Origin of the sequence: Nonomuraea sp. B10E15 (genome assembly GCF_039871615.1) — a bacterium.
Lineage (GTDB): Bacteria > Actinomycetota > Actinomycetes > Streptosporangiales > Streptosporangiaceae > Nonomuraea.
The window spans coordinates 20,879-42,544 of record NZ_JBDPMB010000035.1 but is presented as its reverse complement, the minus strand read 5'-3'; the positions used below and the strand labels follow the sequence as shown (position 1 = coordinate 42,544).

18 protein-coding genes are annotated in these 21,666 nt (G+C 67.8%); 1 reads left to right on the top strand and 17 read right to left on the bottom strand.

Translation table 11 applies throughout. The features are described 5' to 3' along the window. Positions 1-111: 111 nt before the first annotated feature. Together ABGB14_RS47110 and ABGB14_RS47105 are read right to left on the bottom strand one after the other, a co-directional pair. Positions 112-1,182, bottom strand: a complete 1,071-nt coding sequence (locus ABGB14_RS47110; protein WP_347650414.1) for a CNNM domain-containing protein — start codon at positions 1,180-1,182, stop codon at positions 112-114. Further along, positions 1,179-2,525, bottom strand: a complete 1,347-nt coding sequence (locus ABGB14_RS47105; RefSeq protein WP_347650413.1) for a hemolysin family protein — start codon at positions 2,523-2,525, stop codon at positions 1,179-1,181. The genes ABGB14_RS47110 and ABGB14_RS47105 overlap by 4 nt, the downstream gene beginning before the upstream one ends. 384 nt (positions 2,526-2,909) lie before the next feature. Here ABGB14_RS47105 and ABGB14_RS47100 point away from each other — a divergent pair, with 384 nt between their 5' ends. Then, the gene (locus ABGB14_RS47100; protein WP_347650412.1) at positions 2,910-4,310 is read left to right on the top strand and encodes a sugar porter family MFS transporter; all 1,401 of its coding nucleotides are present in this window, start codon (positions 2,910-2,912) and stop codon (positions 4,308-4,310) included. 180 nt (positions 4,311-4,490) lie between these two features. Here ABGB14_RS47100 and ABGB14_RS47095 read toward each other — a convergent pair whose 3' ends face one another. The 15 genes from ABGB14_RS47095 to ABGB14_RS47025 all read right to left on the bottom strand — a co-directional run bounded on the left by ABGB14_RS47095 (position 4,491) and on the right by ABGB14_RS47025 (position 21,658). Then, positions 4,491-5,588: a hypothetical protein gene (locus tag ABGB14_RS47095; protein WP_347650411.1), complete on the bottom strand. Its 1,098-nt coding sequence runs from the start codon at positions 5,586-5,588 to the stop codon at positions 4,491-4,493. A gap of 946 nt (positions 5,589-6,534) precedes the next feature. Continuing rightward, positions 6,535-7,518: a cytochrome d ubiquinol oxidase subunit II gene (gene cydB, locus ABGB14_RS47090; RefSeq protein ID WP_347650410.1), complete on the bottom strand. Its 984-nt coding sequence runs from the start codon at positions 7,516-7,518 to the stop codon at positions 6,535-6,537. A 16-nt stretch (positions 7,519-7,534) separates the two neighbouring features. Beyond that, the gene (locus ABGB14_RS47085; protein WP_347650409.1) at positions 7,535-8,914 is read right to left on the bottom strand and encodes a cytochrome ubiquinol oxidase subunit I; all 1,380 of its coding nucleotides are present in this window, start codon (positions 8,912-8,914) and stop codon (positions 7,535-7,537) included. A 265-nt stretch (positions 8,915-9,179) separates the two neighbouring features. After that, complete coding sequence (locus ABGB14_RS47080) at positions 9,180-10,400, bottom strand: NAD(P)/FAD-dependent oxidoreductase (protein WP_347650443.1); 1,221 nt, start codon at positions 10,398-10,400, stop codon at positions 9,180-9,182. Between the two features lie 201 nt (positions 10,401-10,601). Continuing rightward, entirely contained in the window at positions 10,602-11,201 is a 600-nt protein-coding gene (locus ABGB14_RS47075) for a DUF1345 domain-containing protein (protein WP_148032305.1), read from the bottom strand. Between the two features lie 192 nt (positions 11,202-11,393). After that, positions 11,394-12,245 carry a zinc metalloprotease HtpX gene (gene htpX, locus ABGB14_RS47070; RefSeq protein ID WP_347650408.1) on the bottom strand — a complete coding sequence of 284 codons (852 nt, stop codon included), beginning with the start codon at positions 12,243-12,245 and terminating at the stop codon, positions 11,394-11,396. Positions 12,246-12,387: 142 nt separating this feature from the next. Continuing rightward, the gene (locus ABGB14_RS47065) at positions 12,388-12,837 is read right to left on the bottom strand and encodes a DUF1931 family protein (protein WP_347650407.1); all 450 of its coding nucleotides are present in this window, start codon (positions 12,835-12,837) and stop codon (positions 12,388-12,390) included. 5 nt (positions 12,838-12,842) lie between these two features. Continuing rightward, positions 12,843-14,501 (bottom strand): FAD-dependent oxidoreductase, encoded by a 1,659-nt coding sequence (locus ABGB14_RS47060; RefSeq protein WP_347650406.1) that lies wholly within the window; start codon positions 14,499-14,501, stop codon positions 12,843-12,845. Continuing rightward, complete coding sequence (gene trxA / locus ABGB14_RS47055; RefSeq protein WP_347650405.1) at positions 14,498-14,926, bottom strand: thioredoxin; 429 nt, start codon at positions 14,924-14,926, stop codon at positions 14,498-14,500. The genes ABGB14_RS47060 and trxA overlap by 4 nt, the downstream gene beginning before the upstream one ends. 1 nt (position 14,927) lies before the next feature. Then, entirely contained in the window at positions 14,928-17,546 is a 2,619-nt protein-coding gene (clpB, locus tag ABGB14_RS47050; RefSeq protein ID WP_347650404.1) for an ATP-dependent chaperone ClpB, read from the bottom strand. Between the two features lie 10 nt (positions 17,547-17,556). Then, entirely contained in the window at positions 17,557-17,850 is a 294-nt protein-coding gene (locus ABGB14_RS47045; RefSeq protein ID WP_347650403.1) for a chaperone modulator CbpM, read from the bottom strand. Then, on the bottom strand, positions 17,847-18,782 hold the full coding sequence (locus ABGB14_RS47040; protein WP_347650402.1) for a DnaJ C-terminal domain-containing protein: 936 nt from the start codon (positions 18,780-18,782) through the stop codon (positions 17,847-17,849). The genes ABGB14_RS47045 and ABGB14_RS47040 overlap by 4 nt, the downstream gene beginning before the upstream one ends. After that, positions 18,779-19,285 (bottom strand): nucleotide exchange factor GrpE, encoded by a 507-nt coding sequence (locus tag ABGB14_RS47035; protein ID WP_347650401.1) that lies wholly within the window; start codon positions 19,283-19,285, stop codon positions 18,779-18,781. The genes ABGB14_RS47040 and ABGB14_RS47035 overlap by 4 nt, the downstream gene beginning before the upstream one ends. Position 19,286: 1 nt before the next feature. Continuing rightward, positions 19,287-21,185, bottom strand: a complete 1,899-nt coding sequence (gene dnaK / locus ABGB14_RS47030) for a molecular chaperone DnaK (protein ID WP_347650400.1) — start codon at positions 21,183-21,185, stop codon at positions 19,287-19,289. Then, complete coding sequence (locus ABGB14_RS47025) at positions 21,170-21,658, bottom strand: general stress protein (RefSeq protein WP_347650399.1); 489 nt, start codon at positions 21,656-21,658, stop codon at positions 21,170-21,172. Before ABGB14_RS47025 ends, dnaK begins: the two co-directional genes overlap by 16 nt. Positions 21,659-21,666: the final 8 nt, after the last annotated feature.

The window sequence follows — 21,666 nt, the reverse complement described above, 5'->3', positions numbered from 1 at the left end:
GATCATTACGTGATATTTATCCACTGGCTCGCGCTATGGCTGCTGGTGTGGACGCTCAACGTTCACGAACTGCTGCTGGCCTGGTGATGACAGCTTGTAGGCGGTTGGTGGTCAGGCGGGCACGAGAAGCGTGGTCAGTAGGTCGTCGAGACTGACGATGCCTACGACTGCACCCCTGGCGGAGCTGTCGTTGGCGCGCCCGACAAGACCGGTGGGTTCGGCTGGGGTGCCGTCTGCGGCGTGGACGAGGGCGAGTTGGCTGTGGGCTGCCCGCAGCCAGGAGACCGCCTGGGCGATCGAGGTGTCGTGGGTCAAGGCGGGCAGTGGGTGGGCGAGCTGGGCGGCGGTCACGGTGGCGCCGCGGCGGCGCGCCAGGTAGGCGTCTCGCACGTGCACGACGCCTGCGGGGTCGGTGAGGGGACCGGCGATCAGGCGGGAGCGTTGGGCGTGCAGGCAGGCGTCGACGACCTGCTGCGGGGTGGCGGAAACGGGTACGGTGACGACCTGCTCGGCCGGGGTGATCAGGGGGGTGATGGGGGCGTTCGGTGCTTGGAGGGCTTGGGTGAGCACGGCGTGGTCGTCGGCCTCGATGAGGCCGAGCCGGCGTGACTCCTCCACCAGGTGTTGGAGCTGGGCGGGGGTGCGCGGGTTGGCGCCCTCCTCCCTGGGCCGGACCTTGACCAGGCGCAGCAGGCCGTTGGTCATACAGTTCAGCGCGCGGATCAGGGGCCGGACCAGCAGGGTGAAGCCGCGGAACGGCAGCGCCAGGAGAGTAGCCGAGCGTTCGGGGTGGGCGATCGCCCAGGATTTGGGTGCCATCTCGCCGAGCACCATGTGCAGGAACGTCACCAGCGCCAGCGCGATGACGAAGGCGAGTGTGTGTGCGACGGCCTCGTGCAGGCCGATGGTGTGGAAGAGCGGGGTGAGTGTGCCGGCGATCAGCGGCTCAGAGACCACGCCGAGGCCGAGCGAGCACAGTGTGATGCCGAGCTGCGCGCCAGCCAGCATCAGCGATAGCTCCTTGATCCCGGCCAGCGCGGCGAAGGCGGCCCGGCTACCGCCAGCGGCGGCCCTTTCCAGGCGGTGGCGTTTGGCGGCGACCAGGGCGAACTCGGCGGCCACGAAGAAGCCGTTGCCCACCAGCAGGAGCAGGGTCAGGATCAGGCCGGTCGACAGGTTCACGGCTGCTCCCGGGTGTTGTCGCGGTAGGGGGTCAGGCGGACGCGTTCGGGCACGTGCCGGTTGAGGGTCAGCACCTCGATGCGGGCGTGTGTAGGCGCCTCGTCGTCCAGCGTGGCGGGCAGATCCACGGTGATCGTGTCGCCAGGGGCGGCGAAGCGTCCGAGCCGGTGCAAAATGAGCCCGGCCAGGGTGTCGTACTCGTCTTCATCGGGCAGGTTGAGGTTGGTTTCCAGGGCGATCTCGTCGATGCGCAGCCCGGCGTCCAACTCCCAGCCGCCATCCCGGCGTACCGCGGAAGGTTCCTCGACGTCGTTTTCGTCGGCGATCTCGCCCACCAGCTCCTCGGCCACGTCCTCCCAGGTGAGCAGTCCGGCCAGGCCGCCGTGCTCGTCGACCACGCACGCCACCTCCTCGCCGCGCTCGTGCAGCTGGCGCGCCAGGTCGGGCAGCGGCAGGGAGAACGGAACGATGAGCACGTCGTGGGCGATGTCCGCGACGCGGGTCTCGGCGGCCTTGTCCGGTGGGACGGCAGCGGCCTCGCGCAGGCTCACCAGGCCGATCACGTCGTCGAGGGTGGCGCCGAGCACCGGGTAGTGGGTGTGGCCGTGGCCGGCGATGAGCTCGTCCAGGTCGGCCACGGTGGCTGTGGCGCTGATGGCTACGACCTCGACGCGCGGCACCATGACCTCCTCGGCGGTGTGGTCGGAGAAGTTCAGGGCGCGCTCCAGAACGTCGGCCTGACTGCCGGGAAGGTGACCATGTGCCTCGGACTCGCCGATGATCTGGCCTAGCTCCTCCAAGGTGGCGCCGTGGTGCAGTTCTTCGACCGGCTCGATGCCCACGCTGCGCAAGAGCTTGTTGGCCGCGGTGTCGAACAGCTTGATGATCGGCCCGGCGACGGTCAGGTAGATGAGAGTGGAGCCGGCCAGGGCACGGGCGAGTGGTTCGGGCTTGGCCAGGGCGAGGTTCTTGGGGGCCAGCTCGCCGAGCACCATCTGGATGATCGTGGCCAGGGCGAAGCCGATCGCCAGGGCGACGGCGCCGACCATGCCTTCGGGCATGCCCAGCCCAGTCAACGCGGGGGCGATCAGCTCGGCCAGCGCAGGCCGGGCGATGAAGCCAACCACCAGGGCGGTGACGGTGATGCCGAGCTGCGCGCCGGACAGCATGAACGACAGCCGCTCCATCACCTCGATGGCCTTGGCCGCCTTCTTGTCGCCGGCGGCGGCCTGGGTGGACAGCGTCAGGCGGTCGACGCTGACGTAGGCGAATTCCTGGGCGACGAAGTAGCCGGTGGCTGCGGTGAGGACGAAGACAGCCAGCAGCCCGAGCACCGCGCTCATCGTGTGGGCTCCTCGCGTCGAAGATCTGTCTCGGTCGGTACGAACACCGAGCTGACCGACCACCGGGGCGTGCTCCCATGTACCAGCACCGGCAGCCCCGCCTTTCCCGTATTCGCTGTCGTGGCCGTTACTGTTCGGCAGTCGTACTCACTGCCCTCGCGCTGGCCGATCATCCCGCCTGACCTGTCGCCGGCACACCCCTGACGCGTCCGCCCGCTGCCAGGACGAGGTGCCGGATGTGATCGGCATCTCAGCCCTGTGCTTGGAGCAGGTGTGGGCCGCCGCCATAGCGATCATCATCCATCCACCTCACCACGTAGCGGAACATCCCAAGTCGGCTACCGAGAGTGACCTCGGGGTATGTCCCATCAAGGGGGAACTTTCATGATCATTAACCGGGCTCGTCAAGAGCGCCTGGGACATGTCGTGTTCATCGCGGCGGCCGCGGCGGTCGGCGGATTTCTGTTCGGGTACGACAGCGCCGTCGTCAACGGCGCGGTCGTCGGTATCCAGAACCACTTCCGGGTGGGACCGGTCGAGACCGGGGTCGTGGTGGCGATCGCGCTGCTGGGGTCGGCCGCGGGCGCCTGGACGGGCGGAAGGCTGGCCGACCAGCTGGGGCGTACGAGGTCCATGCAGGTGGCGGCGCTGCTGTTCATGATCAGCTCGATCGGGCAGATGCTGCCGTTCACGGTCTGGGATCTCGGCTTCTGGCGGGTGATCGCGGGCTTCGCGATTGGCATGGCGTCGATGCTCGCACCCGCGTACATCGCCGAGGTGGCGCCGCCCGCCTACCGCGGCCGGCTGGGCTCGTTCCAGCAGCTGGCCATCGTGCTTGGCATCGCCGTCTCGCAGCTCGTCAACTACGTGATCGCCAGCATCGCCGGCGGCAACGTCAACAACCACCTGGGGCCGCTGCAGGCCTGGCAGTGGATGCTGGGTGCCTGCGCGATCCCAGCCTTGCTGTATCTGCTGCTCGCTCTGAAACTCCCCGAATCGCCCCGCTATCTGATCATGTCGGGCCGCGTTCGCCAGGTGCGCGAGGTGCTCACCGAGATCGAGGGTGAAGACGTGGACCTCGACGAGCGTATCGCGGAGATCCAGCACGTGGTGCGCACCGAACGCGTGCCGGGGATGAAGGACCTGCGCGGCCCGGCGCTCGGGCTGCTGCCGATCGTCTGGATCGGCATCGCTCTGTCGGCCTTCCAGCAGTTCGTCGGCATCAACGTGATCTTCTACTACTCGACCGTACTGTGGCAGTCGGTCGGCATCAACCAGAGCGAGTCCCTGCTGATCAGCTTCTCCAGCTCGATCATCAATATCATCGGCACGCTGATCGCGATGGCGCTGGTGGACAAGATCGGCCGCAAGCCACTGCTCATGATCGGCTCGGTGGGGATGACGATCGCGCTGGCCACCACGGCGTGGGCGTTCAGCGCGGCCAGGATGACCGACGGCAGGGTTACGCTGCCGGACCCGCAGGGGCTGATCGCGCTCGTCTCCGCCAACACGTTCGTGCTGTTCTTCGCACTGTCGTGGGGCGTGGTGGTCTGGGTGCTGCTCGGCGAGATGTTCCCCAACCGCATCCGCGCCGCCGCCCTGGGCGTCGCCGCCGCGGCCCAGTGGCTCGCCAACTGGCTGATCTCGGTCTCGTTCCCGGCGCTCGCGGAGTGGAATCTTCCGCTCACCTACGCCGGGTACGCCGTCATGGCGCTGCTGTCGTTCCTCTTCGTCGCCAGATGGATCAGGGAGACCAAGGGCCGCAAGCTCGAGGAAATGGGCTGACCCGCTCAGTCCGGCCGCGGTGTCCCGCCGGCGCGGGACACCACGAGGTCTAGGTGTGACGACTGGGGACCTCGTCCCTAGCGTGACGGGGTGGGACGACCCGAGCTCGTTTGCGGTTCGTGGATCAGCGCCACCACATGTCGCACGAGACCCGTGTTGCGCCTGCTGGACGGCAGAAGGTTAGCGTCGCCGACGTGACGTTAGCCGGGCCGCTTGTTCACGGGCGCGTGGGGGGATGGCCTCACGATGTGGCCCGTCGTCGGGATCGACCTCATGTCGCAGCTGGACGCAGTCGTGGAGCAGCGCGCCGTACAACGTCCAGAGAGGTGAACGCGGATCGATCTCTGCCATCTGCTTGCGGGCAGCGCGTTCGAGACGCTCGCCTTCCGCTATGGTGGCGCGCAGGTGGACCAGGTCCTCGCCGCTGCCAGGGGCGACCAGCAGGTGCTCGAAACAGGCGTAGGCCTTCCCGATCACATCCAGCAGGTCGGCGAAGACCTGGGGAAAATTGCCGGTCTCGCGCTGTCCTGGCAGGCCGAGAACCCCGGCAGCCAGGTCGGCAAGGGCACGGGCGACGCCGCGCAGTTGATGGCAGGCGTGCTCCAGGCATAGGACAGCCTGCATGATGCGGCGCAGGCGCCGGCGGGTTCGCGCCCGACGTAGGGTGAAACGCAGGGACTCATTGGCTCGTTCGGCGCTCTCGTGGGCCGAACGCAGCCTGATGGACAGGCGCCTGGCGCGGGCCAGCCATTTCTGCGCCTGGTGCGCGGTCCAGGACTGCCTGACGCCTTCCGCCAGGTCGGAGCAAAGGTCTGCGAGATCATCGGCCAAGTCGGCCATGTCCTTGGCGGCCCGGCCCACGTGACGGGGCGGGATCATCAGTATGAGCGTGGCTCCGACGACCGCGCCGATGACAATGTCGAGCAGCCGCGCCATGCCGTACTCGCGGCCCAGAGTGAATACGAGAAGGGCGGTGATGGGCGCCTGTGTGTTCTGCCAGGGTATGCCGACGGTTCTGCTGACCACCAGCGCGACCGCGACCAGGACGACCATGGTGGCGGCGTTGGCGCCGAACACCTGCACGAAGCCGATGGCAGCCGCCAGTCCGACCAGCACCGCGATGGTCTGCTGGATGGCCTGGACCACGGTGCTGTAGGCGGTCGCCGTCACCGACAGCAACACGCCGGTGGGAGCGAGCACCGGCTGAGGTGAGCCGATCAGTTCGGTGGAGATCCACCAAGCCACCAGGCAGCCGACGGTGACCGTCACCGTCGGCATCAGCAACTGCCTCTCGCGCCGCACCCAGCGGCGTAGCCCACGCCGCCGCCATCGACCCGAGCCCGGAACTCGGTCAATCCACCGGTGCAGCCATCGCCTCGCGGCGGAAAATGCCATCCCCGCACCCCCAGCCGTGGCGCCCCGCCTGGCGGCTTCCGGGTCGTCTTTTACCTCCTACCGTGAGGCTGCCCTTGTCGGGTAGCGGGCGCTCCGTTCCCGAGCAGCATTTTGCCCTCACCAGGCCTTCGAAGACCCGGGCGCCTCGTTGCTGTCTTACCGTGCCGCCATCCCGCAGCCAACCGCACCCTTGCCCCCTTGGCCGATGCACGGGGCAGGTCGCCGATCTCCATGGTGGACTTCGCGGTGGCGTCGGGCAGTATGAGCGGCCCCCGTACCCCGTGAGACTCGTCAAGGAGATCGGCATGACCATCGCCTCGTACACCGTGACCGACCCCGTCGCTGAGCATGGGGAGGGGCCCGGCTGGTCTGGCCGGTGGGGCGGGTTGCTGTGGGTCGACATACTGGCCGGCGACTTGCTGATGCTCGACCCGACGGCAACGTACGCCACCGCCGTGTGGCAAAGGTCGCCGTCGTCGTACGGCCGCGCGTGTCGGGAGGCTACGTGGTGGCGGCCCGAACGCGAGCTGCTGCTGGCCGACTTCGATTACGCTCGCTCGGCGAGGCGTGGACCGACCCTGCGATCACACCACCTCGGCGAGGGACGTAAACCGCGCCGAGCAGCTGGAGGCGGGCCTCTTCGCCGCCGACCCCGGTGTGCCGGGTCGCCCGATCCTGCCGACAACACTCTGACCGGGTGCTCTAGCGTCCTGGCCTAACACGACAAACGGCAGGCTATCCCGAAGCCGTCGAAGCCGCCCGCGCGTAGTGCGCTGACCTGCAAGCCACGCGATGTCGGGCGGCGGCCACAGCGGAAGTCTGCCTGAACTCAGCCGGCGCTGATCCTGCGGCGGAAGACCCAGTACGTCCAGCTCTGGTAGAGCAGCACCAGCGGCAGGAAGATCACTGCAACCCAGGTCATGATGCCGAGCGTCTTCGGCGTCGCTGCGGCGTTCTCGACGTTCAGGCTGTGGGCCGGGTCGATCGTCGACGGCAGGACGTTGGGATAGAGAACCGCGAACAAAGTGATCACGGTCACGCCGACGGCGACAGCCGACAGCAGGAACGCCCAGCCTTGACGATCTTTGGCCAGGGCGCCGAGCGCTGAGGCGAAGGAGAGGACGGCGAAGGCGACCAGGATCACCGTGCCGAGCTTGCCGCCCTCGACCTGCGTCCATACCAGGAAGACTGCCAACAGCACGGCTGCGGCCACGCCCGCGCGGTGCGCGACCGCGGCCGCACGCCGGCTGAGTTCCCCGGTGGTCTTCAACGCCAGGAACACGGCGCCGTGCGTGGCGAACAGCGTCAGCGTCGTCAGTCCGCCGACCAGCGCGTAGGGGTTGAGCAGGTCCCCCAACGTGCCGACGTACTCGTGACGGTCGTCAAGCGGCACGCCCCGCACGATGTTCGCGAACGCGACCCCCCACAGCAGCGCGGGCACGAACGAGCCCGCCACGATGCCCACGTCCCACCGCCGTCGCCACGCTGTCGAATCCCGCTTGCCGCGATACTCGAAGGCCACCCCGCGTACGATCAACGCCAGCAGGATCAGCAGCAGTGGCAGGTAGAACCCGCTGAACAGCGAGGCGTACCACTCGGGAAACGCGGCGAACGTGGCGCCTCCCGCGGTGATCAGCCACACCTCGTTACCGTCCCACACGGGGCCGATCGTCTCGATCATGGTCCCGCGTTCCCTCTTGTTCCTGGCCACGACGGGCAGCAGCATGCCGACGCCGAAGTCGAACCCTTCGAGAACGAAATAGCCGATCCACAGGATGGTGATCGCCACGAACCAGACGTCGGTGAGCTCCACTGGCCCATTCCCTCTCCTAGTAGGCGAACGACGTCTCGTCGCCGCCGCTTGGTTCTGGGCCGTCGGCGGGCGGAGGAGCGGCTCTGCCGTACTTGATCATGAGGCCGACCTCCACCACGGCCAACGCTCCATACAAGAGGGTCAAGGCGATGAGCGAGATGAGCACGGTGCCCGCTCCGACGCTGGGCGAGACGCCGGTGGCGGTCTTCATCTGGCCGAAGACGATCCATGGCTGCCTGGCCATCTCGGTGAAGATCCACCCGAAGCTGTGCGCGAGGAAGGGCAGCACGACGGACCAGACGGCGGCTCTCCAGATCCAGCCCCTGCCCCGGACGCGCCCTCCTCGGGTCAGCCAGAGCAAGACGAAGGCCACCAGCGCGGCAAGCATGCCGAACCCGATCATGAGCCGGAAGCCCCAGTAGGCGACGGGGATGTAGGGACGGTAGTCTCCGGGGCCGAACCTGCGCTCGTACGCCGCCTGGATGTCGTTGATGCCCTCGACCTTGCCGTCGAAGGAACCGGTGGCCAGTTGTGACAGCAGGCCCGGGATCTCCAGCGAGTAGATCGGCTTGGTGCCGTCGAGCGTTCCGATGGTGAACAGGGAGAACGGCGCGGGCTGCCGAGTCTCGTAGAGCGCCTCCGCGGCGGCCATCTTCATCGGCTGGGTCTCGGTCATGATCTTGCCGAGGATGTCGCCGGAGACGAGGGTGCCGAGAGCGCCCACCAGCACCGCGAGCGCGCCCAGCCGCAGGGATGGACGGAACACGTCCAGATCCCTCTTTCTGGCCAGATGCCAGGAGGAGATGGCCATGAGGATCACCCCGCCGGCCAGCCAGCAGCCCAGGACGGTGTGCGGGAAGGTGGCCAGCAGGACCTTGTTGGTCAGCACTTGCCCGAAGTCGACGAGCTCGGCCCGCCCGTTGAGCTTGAATCCCACCGGCCACTGCATGAAGGAGTTGGCGGCCAGGATGAAGTAGGCGGACACCATCGTGCCGATCGCGACAATCCAGATGCACGCGAGATGCACCGCCTTGGGCAACCGGTCCCAGCCGAAGATCCACAGACCCAGGAACGTCGACTCCAGGAAGAAAGCGAGCAACGCCTCAAGCGCGAGTGGGGCGCCGAAGACATCGCCGACGAACCGGGAATAGGAGCTCCAGTTCATGCCGAACTGGAACTCCTGCACAATTCCCGTCACCACTCCCATGGCGAAGTTGATCAGGAAGAGCGTGCCCCAGAACTTCGTGGCTCGAAGATAGGCGGGCTTGCCGGTGCGCACCCAGGCCGTGTTCAGGATCGCTACCAGGAGCGACATCCCTATCGTGACGGGCACGAACAGGAAGTGGTACACCGTGGTGATCCCGAACTGCCAGCGCGCAAGGTCCAAGGCTTCCATGTTATTCCCTATATGTGTCGGATCACACACGTTCGGTCGCAAAGCGTTATCGTCATGACCGAGCCCTCCGTCGCGCAGAACCGGCGACCGCCCGTGATGATCCCGGCACCACCAGTCGGTCCATGGTTCCCACCACGGTCAAGCCCAGACCGGGTGGTAGACCGGGCAGGTCGTCGGCAGTGCGTGTGGTCGCCCGGGGCGAGCCTGTCGATGCCCAGCCCACGGGGTCTCCAAGCTGGTGACCTGGCCGCTCTGCCGGCGGCGCTCACTGGCTGACGCTGGTGGCGGCGTGGCGCGGCCCGGCGTATCGCCAGAAGAAGTTGACCAGCACGGTGATCCGGTTGCGCCCGCCCAGCAGGTACGCCACATGGATGAAGATCCATATCAGCCACGCTGGCCACCCACGCATGGTCAATCCGTTGGACAACTGCAACACGGCCTCGGCCCGGCCCACGGTCGCCATGATCCCCGGGTCCCGGTATGCGAACGGTCGCAGCGGCAGCCCCTGAGCCGCCGCCAGGATCTGCTTGCCCACGTGCTCCCCCATCTGGATCGCCGGCTGAGCGAGCTGGGGCATCGGCTTGGGCGGCCCGGCCAGGTCTCCGGCCACGAAGATCTCGGGATGCTCCGGCACGCTCAAAGCCTCGGTAACCCTGATCCTGCCGCCCTTGGTCTGCGGCAGCCCCCATTCCGCCACATAGGCGGGCGCAGTCACGCCGAGCGCCCACACGGTCACGTCGCTCGGCACGTGCGTCCCATCGACGATCCCCACCGCATCCGGTTCCACCGACGCCACTGTGGCCCCCAGCCGCAGCCGCACCCCTCGCTTGCGCAGCGCGGCCGCCGCCGCATTTCGCAGCTGCGGCTTGTACGGCGCCAGCACGAAGTCAAAGCGCTCCACCAACGTCACACTCGTCTGGTCGGGACGAATCTCGGGATGCGTCGGTGGCAGCGTGCGCCGCCGCAGCTCGGCCAGCGTCCCGGCGATCTCGACCCCGGTCGAGCCCCCGCCCACCACCACGACGTGGACGCTGTCGCGCCGACCCGCCACCGCGTCCTCCAGACAGTGCTGGAGCCGCCGCCGCAACGCTGCCGCGTCGTTGAGCGAATAAAGCGGCTGTGCGTTCTCCGGCGCGCCCGGCACGTTGTACCAGTTGGTGGTCACACCGGTGGCCAGCACGAGAAAGTCGTAGTCCAGCGTGCTTCCGTCATCAAACTCCACACGCCGTTTCTCGGGCAGCACCGTGCTCAGCGCACCCCGACGGGCGCGCACGTTCGGCCACTTGGCGGCGTAGGTCCTGACGGGGTATGACACGTCGGACATGCTCATCCCGGCCGTAGCCACCTGGTAGAGCAAGGGCTGGAAGGTCGAGTACGGGTTGTGGTCGATCAGCGTGACCAGCGCACCTGCCTTGGCCAGCGTTCGCGCCGCGGCCAGCCCGGCGAAACCGGCTCCCACGATCACGACGCGGGTTCTTCGTCTCATGACCATCTCCCTGCCCCGTGCCACCCCCTCGGAGGCCCAAAGCATGCCCAGTGTCCGTTGAACCCGAGGGACGCAGGAACCGCGCCTCGTACTACCTGGGCGTATGCGGGACCGTTCGCTGGTGCTGTCGACCAGCCTCGTCCAGTGCTGTCTCGACGCTCCAGGGTGACCTGTTCGAGATCGTCAGGCATCGACACGGGCTCATCGCTGCCCCAGATCGGCGAGGAGACCGACCGACACCGCGATAACGACGGTGCCGAAAAGGTAGGAAAGCAGGGCGTGCCCGAAGGCGACTTTCCGGATGCGGGTGCTGGCCAGCACATTGTCCGATACTCCGTAAGCCATCCCCACGGTGAACGCCGTGTAGGCGAAGTCGCTATAGCTCGGCGGCTGCTCCTGCCGGAAGTCGATGCCTCCCTCAACTTCGACATAGTACAAGCGTGCGTACTTGAGGGCGAAAACGGTGTTCGTCAAAGTCCAGGACAGGACCACGGTCACCAAACTCAAGATCACCGCGATTGCGGCAACAGGGTCCTGATCGCTGCCCGGGCGGAGGAGGGCCGCCACGACAGCCGCGAGACTGGCCACCGCAGCGATCAGGATGCCCGTGTCGGTGGTGTGCGTCCCACCTTCCTGTTCGGCGATGCGCTTGGTCCCCTCGTGGTCCTGCGACCAGCTGATCAGCCACGCCCACGCCAGGACGAGGGAAACAGCCACATCCCAAGTGACGAAGAAGAACAGTTCAGGGGCGCCGATGAGCGCGACGCCCCCGCCGGCCACGGCACCGAGCAGGACGCACATCAAAACCCGTCGCAAGGAAAGTATCCGCCGTCCGCGACGCTCCCACGCTGCCCTCACCTGCACCAGAGTGTCATAGGACGGGCCGACGCCACCCCTTTTGACGTGCGAGTCCAGCGCACGCTCGCCGTCGCTGACCTCGCTCTCGCCCTTCCGACACCGGGAAATTACCCGTCGGCCCCGAGCGCAGCCAGATCAGCGGCGGTAACCGGCCATGGCCTCCAACCGTGCGATCCGGTCGGCGATCGGTGGGTGGGTGGAGAAGAGCCTCCCGATGCCCCCGCCACGGAACGGGTTGGCGATCATGAGATGCGAGGTCGAGGAGAGCCGGCCGGTCTCCGGCAACGGCAGTTGCCGGGTGCCCGCATCGATCTTCCGTAGCGCGCTGGCCAGCCCGATCGGGTCACGGGTCAGCCGGGCACCGGACTCGTCGGCCTGATACTCCCGCGCCCGGGAGATGGCCATCTGAACCATCGCGGCCGCCACCGGCCCGAGGACCATCATCAGGAGGGCCCCGAGGAAGCTGGGACCCTCGTCATCGTCTCCCCCGCCAAAGAACCCGGCCATGTATGCCAGATAGGTGACCATCGTGGCCAGAGCTCCCGCAACGGAGGAGATCAGGATGTCGCGGTTGTAGACGTGCGACAGTTCGTGCCCGAGGACCGCACGCAGCTCGCGTTCGCTCAGCAACTGGGTGATCCCATGAGTCACGCAGACCGCGGCATGACGCGGATTGCGCCCGGTGGCGAACGCGTTCGGCTGCAGGATCGGCGAAACGTACAGCCGGGGCATGGGCTGGCGCGCCTCCTCCGACAGTTCGCGGACCGTCTGGTGCAGCGCGGGCCAGTCACCGGGGCCGACAGGCTGTGCATGCATCGCCGACAGTGCGATCTTGTCGGAGAAGAAGTAGGCGACGCCGTTGCTGACGAGCGCGACCAGGACGGCGATCTGGATTCCGGTGCTGCCGCCGAGCCACCACCCCACCAGGATGATCAGCGCAGACAGGGCGCCGAGCAGCGCCGCGGTACGCAGACCGTTGTGACGCATGGCGTCCTCCTTTCTCGAACACACCTCCTACTCATCACGCTCGAGCCCATCCTCCCCGTGGGGTGGGCCAGGCCTACCTGTGCGGAGCAGCCGCGATCCGATCGCGTGGCGAGCAAAGGCACCAGCAACCCGCCGAATCCCGTCAGAGCAGCAGGTCGAAGACACGGATGGTGCGTGTCCACTCCTTGCTCGCCGGGTTCTTCCGATCAGGAACTATGGCTCTGATAGCCCTGGCGAGCGCCACAGAGAGGCCACCCGCCACGGCCGGCAGCCGAACCTCGGCTTCTTCGCTGAGCGACAGATCCAGCGGAGGCAGCGCCGCGAGCTCCTCCAGGATCGATGCCAGGTCCAGTTCCTCGTCCAGGTCACGGAAGTCGTGCATGTTCTCCTGCAGTCCTTTGGTGATGGGCAGGTCCCAGGGCTGGATGATGTCGCGCCGGTTCGACTTCGCGGCGACCTCGGCGACGATGAGCATGTCGTACAGTTTGCGGTTGACGAAGTCGCTGTAGCGCTTGAGGTCGGCCTTGTCCACGTCGAGTCCCGCGGCGGCGCGAAAGAAGTGCTCGAACCTGGAAACTGCGATCACGGGCATGTGGATCACCGTCTTTCCTGTTGATTCCCTGTGGCAGTGAATCTCTCGTGCACCATGCGGACCGCCATTGCGCCTTCACCGACCGCAGAGGCGACTCGTTTGACGGAGCCGCTGCGAACGTCGCCGACGGCGAATACGCCCAGGTGCCCGGTTTCCAGGGGGAGGAGGGCGCCCACGGGCGACGTGCCCTGGCCCGTGACGACGAAGCCGCGGTCGTCCAGCGGGAGAGTTCCCTTGAGCCATGCAGTGTGCGGGTCGGCTCCGATGAAGGTGAACAGCGCGCTGGTCTGGATCTCCAGGAGTTCTCCTGTTCGCGTGTTCTGCGCGCGGACGGCCCGTAGTGTGCGATCTCCGAGTAGTTCGCGTACCTCGGTGTAGTACATGATTTCGATGCTGGGAGCTCGGTCGATCTCGTCGGCGAGGTAGCGGGACATGCTCGCGCGTACGTTGCCGCCGCGCACGAGCATGCATACCGAGGAGGCGTCCCTGGCCAGGTAAAGCGCTGCCTGTCCGGCGGAGTTCCCGCCGCCGACGATGACCACGGGCGATCGTCGGCACATGCGCATCTCAAACGGTGTCGCCGCGTAGTAGACGCCGGACCCTTCGAATCTCTCCAGGTGGGGAACGTCGAGCTTCCGATAGCGGGCGCCGGTGGCGATGATCACGGCGTGGGCCTTCACGGCGCACTCGCCCTCCACGATGATGCCGTAGTGGCCCTCACGCGGTTCCAGGCTGCTCACCTCGGCGGGGACGGTCAGGCGGGCGCCGAACTTGCCTGCCTGGATGACGGCACGCTCGGCGAGCTCGGCGCCCGAGATGCCGGTGGGAAAGCCGAGATAGTTCTCAATGCGGGACGAGGTGCCCGCCTGGCCGCCCGCAGCTACGGCATCGAGCACGACGGTTGTCAGGCCGTCAGAGGCTGCGTACACACCGGCGGTCAAGCCTGCGGGTCCCGCGCCTACGACGATCACATCGCATACGGCGTCGTTAGACGTAGGGGCGGGGAGGCCGATGGTCTTCGCCAGTTCGGCCGGGGTCGGGTTGCGGAGTACCTGGTCGCCGTGCCAGATCACCACCGGGGTATCGTGCGGGGAGATGCGCAACTCGCGCAGGAGCACGTCCGCGGCTTCGTCCTCCTCCAGGTCGATCCACCGGTGAGGGATCCTGTTGCGTGCGGCGAATTCGTGCAGCCGCCGGGCATCGGGTGAGTATCGGGAGCCGATGATGCGGAAACCGGCGTCCAGGCCGATCAGCAGGGCGCGGCGGGTCAGGTAGGACCGCAGGATGAGGTCACCGAGCGCCGGGTCGCCCGCCACGAGTGTCCGCACCTCGTCCGCCGGTACGGCGAGCACCTCGCCGGGCTCCCGCACGACCGCAGTGACGAATCCGGCCTGGCCGGTGAGGAGGCCGAGCTCGCCGAGGAAACGCCCAGGGCCGTGGACTGCGATCGTCCGCTGTTTCGCACCCTCCCCCTCGACCATGGCCACCTTGCCCCGCAGGATCACGATGAACTCGGGGATAGGCTCGCCTTCCCGGTAGAGGATGTCGCCAGGCGACACGGACCGCCGCTCGCCGTGCAGGGACAACTCGGCGATCTGCCCCTCGTCCAGCCGGGGATAGGCCCCGCACAGGTCCGGTGTTTCCACGCCGGAGTGCTCTGTCATGACGGAGCTCGCACTGCGTCTTCGACCCACTCGCGCAACTGCGGCGCCGGTGACGCGCCTGCGCGTTGCGCCACGACGCGGCCCTCGTGCAGCACCATGAGTGTCGGGACGGCCGTGATCGTGTATCGGCGGGAGAGGGCCGGAGAGCCGTCCACGTCGACTTTGACGAGTTTGAGCTGTCCCGCCATCTCGCGGGCGAGCTGTTCGAGTGCCGGGGTGACCGTCCGGCACGGCGCGCACCACTGCGCCCAGAAGTCGACGAGGACGGGAAGGTCGGCGCGTTCGGTGACCTCGGCGAAAGTGCTGTCGTCAGCGTTGGCGATCCACGGCAGCGGCCGGTGGCAGACCCCGCACAGGGGCCTGCCCGAGGCGGCGTCCGGGACCCTGTTGGGTCTGCCGCAGTTGGCGCAGTTCACGGTGTGCATGTCAGGTCCTGGGCGGATAGAAGGTGACGTTCAGCTCGCCCTTGTCGGCGCCGACCGTGATGGTCGATCCGTCGGGCACGTCGCCGGCCAGCAGGGCGCGTCCGATCCTGGTCTCCACCTCGCGGGCGATGAACCGGCGCAGTGGCCGGGCACCGTAGACGGGGTCGTAGCCCTGGTTGGCGATGAGCCTGCGTGCGTCCTCGGTGACCTCAAGGGTGAGCCGGCGGCTGGCCAGGCGGTTCTTGATGTCGGTGAACATCAGGTCCACGATGCGCTCGATCTCGGCCTCGGTCAGCGGTTTGAACAGCACGATGTCATCGACCCGGTTGAGGAATTCGGGCCGGAAGTGCATGCGCAGCTCCCCCATCACGCTCTCGCGTGCCTGGGGCTTGATCTCCCCGTCGGCGGTGACCCCGTCCAGCAGATGCTGGGAGCCGATGTTGGAGGTCATGATGACCACGGTGTTGCGGAAATCGACCGTGCGGCCCTGCGCGTCGGTCAGCCGCCCGTCGTCCATGACCTGCAGCAGCGTGTTGAACACGTCCGCGTGGGCCTTCTCGATCTCGTCGAACAGCACCACCGAGTACGGCTTGCGCCGCACCGCCTCCGTGAGCTGACCGCCTTCCTCATAACCGACATAACCCGGAGGAGCACCGACGAGCCGGCTGACCGTGTGGCGTTCCTGGTACTCGCTCATGTCGATGCGCACCATGTTGTCCTCGGTGTCGAACAGGGCCGCCGCGAGGGACTTCGCGAGTTCGGTCTTGCCGACCCCGGTGGGTCCGAGGAACAGGAACGATCCGATGGGGCGCCGAGGATCCTTGACGCCGGAGCGAGCGCGGATGACGGCGTCGGCCACCAGCCGCACGGCCTCCACCTGTCCGATGACACGTTCTTGCAGAATTTGATCGAGCTTCAGCAGTTTGTCCCGCTCCGCCTCCTGCAGCCGGGTCACGGGGATGCCGGTCCAGCGGGAGACGATGGACGCGATCTCGTCCTCCGTGACGACCTCGCGCAGCAGCCGGTGGCCGTTCTGCCGGGTGCCGAGCCGCTCCTCCTCGGCGCGAAGCCGGCGTTCCAGTTCGGGGAGCCGGCCGTGGCGCAGCTCAGCGGCACGGTTGAGGTCGTAAGCACGTTCGGCCTGTTCGGCCTCCCGCCGCACGCTCTCCAGCTCCTGCCGCAGGCTCTGCACCTTGCGCAGGGCCGACCGCTCGGCCTCCCACTGCGCCCGCATCGCCTCGGCCTCGGCACGCGAGGCGTTGAGCTCCTTGCGTAGCTCTTCCAGGCGGGACCGGCTCGCGGGGTCGTCCTCCTTGGCCAGCGCGGCCTCCTCGATCTCCAGCCGCATCACCTTCCTGGTGAGCGCGTCGAGCTCGGCCGGCATGGAGTCGATCTCGGTGCGGATCATCGCGCAGGCCTCATCGACCAGATCGATGGCCTTGTCCGGCAGGAACCGGTCGGCGATGTAACGGTGGCTCAGCGTCACCGCGGCGACGAGCGCGCTGTCCTGGATCTTCACGCCGTGGAAGACCTCCAGCCGCTCACGCAGGCCGCGCAGGATCGATACAGCGTCCTCTACCGAGGGCTCGTCGATCAGTACCGGCTGGAACCGGCGTTCCAGGGCGGCGTCCTTCTCGATGTGCTGGCGATACTCCTGCACCGTGGTCGCGCCGATCATGTGCAACTCGCCGCGCGCGAGCATCGGTTTGAGCATGTTGCCCGCGTCCATGGCGCCCTCGGTCGCCCCGGCACCTACCACCGTGTGAAGCTCGTCGACGAACAGCAGGATCCGACCCTCAGCCGCTTTCACCTCGTTCAGCACGGCCTTGAGGCGTTCCTCGAACTCCCCGCGGTACTTGGCTCCCGCGACGAGCGCGCCCATGTCCAGGCTGAAGATGCTTTTGTCGCGCAGCCCCTCTGGGACGTCGCCACGGGTGATCCGCTGGGCGAGCCCTTCGACCACGGCCGTCTTGCCGACGCCGGGGTCGCCGATCAGCACGGGGTTGTTCTTCGTCTTGCGGGACAGGATCTGGATCACGCGGCGGATCTCCGTGTCGCGGCCGATCACAGGATCGAGCTTGTCGGCGCGGGCGTCCGCGACCAGATCGCGCCCATACTTCTCCAGCGCCTCGTAGGCGACCTCGGGCATGGCCGAGGTGACCCGCTGGTTGCCTCGGACGGCGGTGAGCGCCTGCAGGAACCGGTCCCTGGTCACACCCTGGCCGTGCAGCAGCCGCCCTGCCGCAGTCGCGGAGCCCTCCTCGATCAGGGCCAACAGCAGGTGCTCGACCGAAACGTACTCATCCTTGAGCCGGCCCGCCTCCCGGTCCGCGGCGTCGAGCAAGCGGGCCAGGCGCTGGGTGAGGAAGACCTGGCCGGGCGCGGTGCCTGGGCCGCTGACCTTGGGCCGGCGCGCCAGCTCCGCCTCCAGATCGGCGCCGAGACGTTGCGTGTCGGCACCTGCCTGTTGCAACAGCCGGGGCGCCAGCCCTTCGGACTGGTCGAGCAGGGCCAGCAGGAGATGTTCCCCGTCGACCTCGGTGTGACCGTGCCGCAGCGCCTTGGTCTGGGCGTCGTGCAGGGCCTCCTGCGTCTTCTGCGTCATCCTGTTCGGGTCCATTCCCGTCCCCCTAGTGTCGTGGCAAAGGGCCGCGCAGGGCGGTCTCGAGCTCTTCGATCCGGTCGAGGAGGTCGATCACCACGCCGATCGCGGCGTAGTTGATACACAAACCCTGGTGTAGCCGCTGGATGCGGGCGGCCGCCCTGACCTGGGAGGGGGCGAAGCGCAGCTCCCCTCCCGCGTCCCTGTCCGGCTCCAGCAGTCCGAGCGTCACCAGCCGGCGGACGATCTCCGGATGCAGCCCCGTGGCTCGCGCGTAGGAATCGAGGTCGAGCCGGGCCGGGCGTACCATGGCGTAGATCATGAGCGCCTCCTCGGGTCGAACCGCGATGCGGCAGCGAGTTGTTCGAACAGGCGTCGCTCCGCGTCGGTGAGCGTGGGCGGCACCATGATCCGGACTTCGGCGAAGAAGTCGCCCGGGGGGCCGCTCGGGTTGCGCATGCCGCGGCCTTTCAAGCGCAGGCGACGACCGCTGGACGTGCCCGGGGGCACTTTCAGCTTCGCCTCGCCGCCTGGTGTGTCGATGGGCACCATGGCGCCCAGTGCCGCCTCCCAGGGGGCGAGCGGCAGGGTGGTGTGGATGTCGCGGCCCTCCACGCGATATCGGGGATGGTCGGCGATCTGCACGATCAGGTGGAGATCGCCCGCCGGCGCTCCGTCGCTTCCTCGCCCGCCCTGCCCGGCAAGCCTGATGCGCTGCCCGTTCGTGACCCCCGGTGGGATCGTGACGTCCAGCCGCCTGCCACCGGGCAGTGTGATCTGGCGACGGCCGCCTCGGTAGGCCTCCTCGACGGTCAGTGTGAGCTGCGCCTCCTGGTCGGCACCGGGCACAGGACCCCAGCGCCGCCTGCCACCGAACATGCCGCCGAGCAGGTCGTCCAGGTCGATGCCCGCGCCGAAGCCGACGTCATCGCCCCGCGCCGACCGCCATGCGCCGCCGGTCCCCGTCCGGGCGCCGGCACCCTGGCGGGCGCGAGCGTACTCCGCCGGGTCCACGTCGGGCGGCACCTGACGGAAGTCGTGCCCGAACGCGTCGTAGCGGCGGCGCGTCTCGGGATCGGAGAGCACGGCGTAGGCCTCGGAGATCTCCTTGAACCTGTCCTCGGCTCCTGGATCCTTATTGACGTCCGGATGGTAGGCACGCACGAGCTTGCGGTAGGCGCGCTGGATCTCGTCGGTGTCGGCGTTCCTGTCCACGCCGAGCACCTCGTAGAAGTCCCGCTGCGCGGCCATCATTCGGCCTTCTTCGCGACGGTGACTCTTGCGGGCCGCAGTTGCCGCTCGCCCTCGCCATAGCCGGGCCGCAGCACTTCCACGACCTTGCCAGGCTCGACATCGGTGCGTTCGACGGCCGCCACCGCCTCGTGGCGGGCCGGGTCGAAGCTGACGCCCGTCTCGTCCTGTCGTGGGTAGCCCAGGTTGGACAGGACGGCGACGGCCTGGTCGCGCACCGCTCGTACACCGTCGAGCACCGCCTTCGCGTCGTCGTCGCGGCACGCATGGCTCAGCGCGAGCTCGAGGTTGTCCAGGACGGGTAGCCACGCGGCGGCGACCCTGGCGCGTTCCTCGGCCCGCAGCCGCTCGTTGTCGCGGGCGATCCGCTTGCGGAGGTTGTCCAAGTCCGCGACGGCGCGCAGCCACCGGTCCTCCAGCTCCGCGACTTTGGCGTCCGTCTCCGCGGACGCGGCGGTGCTCTCCTCGCGGGGCTCCTCCTGAACCTCGGGCACGTTCTCGTTCATGTCAATCGGGCTCCGAGGTGGTGAACTCCGCGTCGATCACGTCGTCGCCGGCGCCCGGGGCGCTTTCCGTCCGGCCCTGGGGAGGCACCCCAGACGTCTCCGGCCGACCACCAGCGGCGCCGAGTCCGTGGTACACCTGCTGGAGCTCGCCGCTGAGCGACCGCAGCCGGTCAGTCGGCGCCTCTTCCTTGATCGCCTGGCGGGCCTCCTCGACGAGCTGCTCCGCACGTGCTTTCTCGTGCACGGGTACGGCGTCCCCGAGCTCTTGTAGCTGCCGCTCCACCTGGTAGGCGACCGAGTCCAGCTCGTTGCGCGCGTCGATGGTCTCCCGGAGCCTGGTGTCTTCGTCACGGTGCTGCTCGGCGTCCGTCACCATCCGCTCGATCTCCGACTTGTCCAGGTTGGAGCTCTCGCTGATGGTGATCCGCTGCTCAGCCCCGGTGTCCTTGTCCCGGGCGGAAACGTTGAGTATGCCGTTGGCGTCGACGTCGAAGGTGACCTCGATCTGCGGCACTCCTCGCGGCGCGGGCCGGATGTTCTCCAGCCGGAAGCGCCCGAGCACCCGGTTGTCGGCGGCGCGCTCCCGCTCACCCTGCAGGACCACGATGTCCACGGCGCTCTGGTTGTCCTCAGCCGTAGAGAACGTCTCGGTCCGGCGGGCCGGGATGGTGGTGTTGCGCTCGATGACCTTGGTCATGAGCCCGCCGAGGGTCTCGACACCGAGTGAGAGCGGCGTGACGTCGAGCAGCACGACGTCCTGCACCTCGCCCTTGATGATGCTCGCCTGGATCGCCGCTCCGATGGCGACCACCTCGTCCGGATTCACCGTCATGTTGGGGTCCTTGCCGCCGGTGAGCCTGCGGACGAGGTTCTGAACGGCAGGGATTCGGGTGGATCCGCCGACGAGGATGACCTCGTCGATGTCCGCGGGTCTGAGCTTGGCGTCCTCCATCGCCTGCTCGACGGGATGGATACAGCGTTCGACGAGGTCGGTGGTGATCTTCTCGAAGGTGGACCGCATGAGCGTGGTGTTGAGGTGCTTGGGCCCGGAGGCGTCCGCCGTGATGAACGGCAGGCTGACCGTGGTCTGGGTCACCGACGACAGTTCGACCTTGGCCTTCTCAGCCGCCTCGAAGAGGCGCTGCAGCGCCTGCGGGTCCTTGCGCAGGTCGATGCCCTGCTCTCGCTGGAAATCGTCAGCAAGATGATCGACGATCCTGCGGTCGAAGTCATCGCCGCCGAGATGCCCGTCGCCGGAGGTGGCGCGGACCTCGACGACCCCCTCGCCGATGTCCAGGATGCTGACGTCGAACGTACCGCCGCCCAGGTCGAAGACCAGCACGGTCTCGTTGGCCTTCTTGTCGAGCCCGTACGCCAGGGCGGCGGCGGTCGGCTCATTGATGATCCGCAGGACCTCGAGGCCGGCGATGCGCCCCGCGTCCTTGGTGGCCTGGCGCTGGGCATCGTTGAAGTACGCCGGCACGGTGATGACCGCCTCGGTCACTTTTTCGCCGAGGTACTTCGCCGCGTCGGCGGCCAGCTTGCGCAGGACCAGCGCCGAGACCTCCTCCGGCGCATACTGCTTGTCGCCGACCTGGAAGCGGACGGCTCCCTGCGGCCCTTCGACGACGTCGAACGACACAGCGTGGATCTCGCTCTCGACCTCGTCGTAGCGACGGCCGATGAAACGTTTGGATGAGTAGATCGTTCCCTTCGGGTTCAGTATCGCCTGGCGCCGCGCGAGCTGACCCACCAGGCGCTCACCCTCGGTGGTGAACGCCACCACGGACGGGGTCGTGCGCGAGCCCTCCGTGTTGGGGAGCACCGTGGGGTGACCGTCCTCCGTGGCGGCGATCACCGAGTTCGTGGTTCCGAGATCGATGCCTACTGCCTTCGCCATTGCTCGTTCGCCTTCCCGAGAAGCTCATGGGCCCTGGCCGCGTGCTCGGAGTCGACGAGGACCTCGTACTTGTCCGCCACCAGGCTGGCCTCGGAGACGAAGTCCCTTCGGCCGCCGTGTGCTGCGTGCGCGATCAGGCCGAAGATCGCTCCGGCGCCCGCGCCGCCCAGTAGTCCCCACAGGACCAGGGCGACCATGGACGCTGCCGTGGTCGCGAAGATCCCGAAGAACAGGCCGATGAGGAGGCCGAACCAGGCTCCGCTCAGCGCGCCCCAGCCGGCCGCGCGGAGGTACGTCATGCGCGCGAGGACGTGCTCCACCGAGCGTAGCCCCACGCCCACGATCAGCGTTCCATGCACAGGGAAGCCGTGATCCGACAGGTAGTCGACGGTCTTCTGTGCCTCCTGATACGTGGGATAACTGGCGAGCAGTTGCCTGTTGGCAGTAAGGGGACCGGCTGGCGTGACGGACATGACTCCTC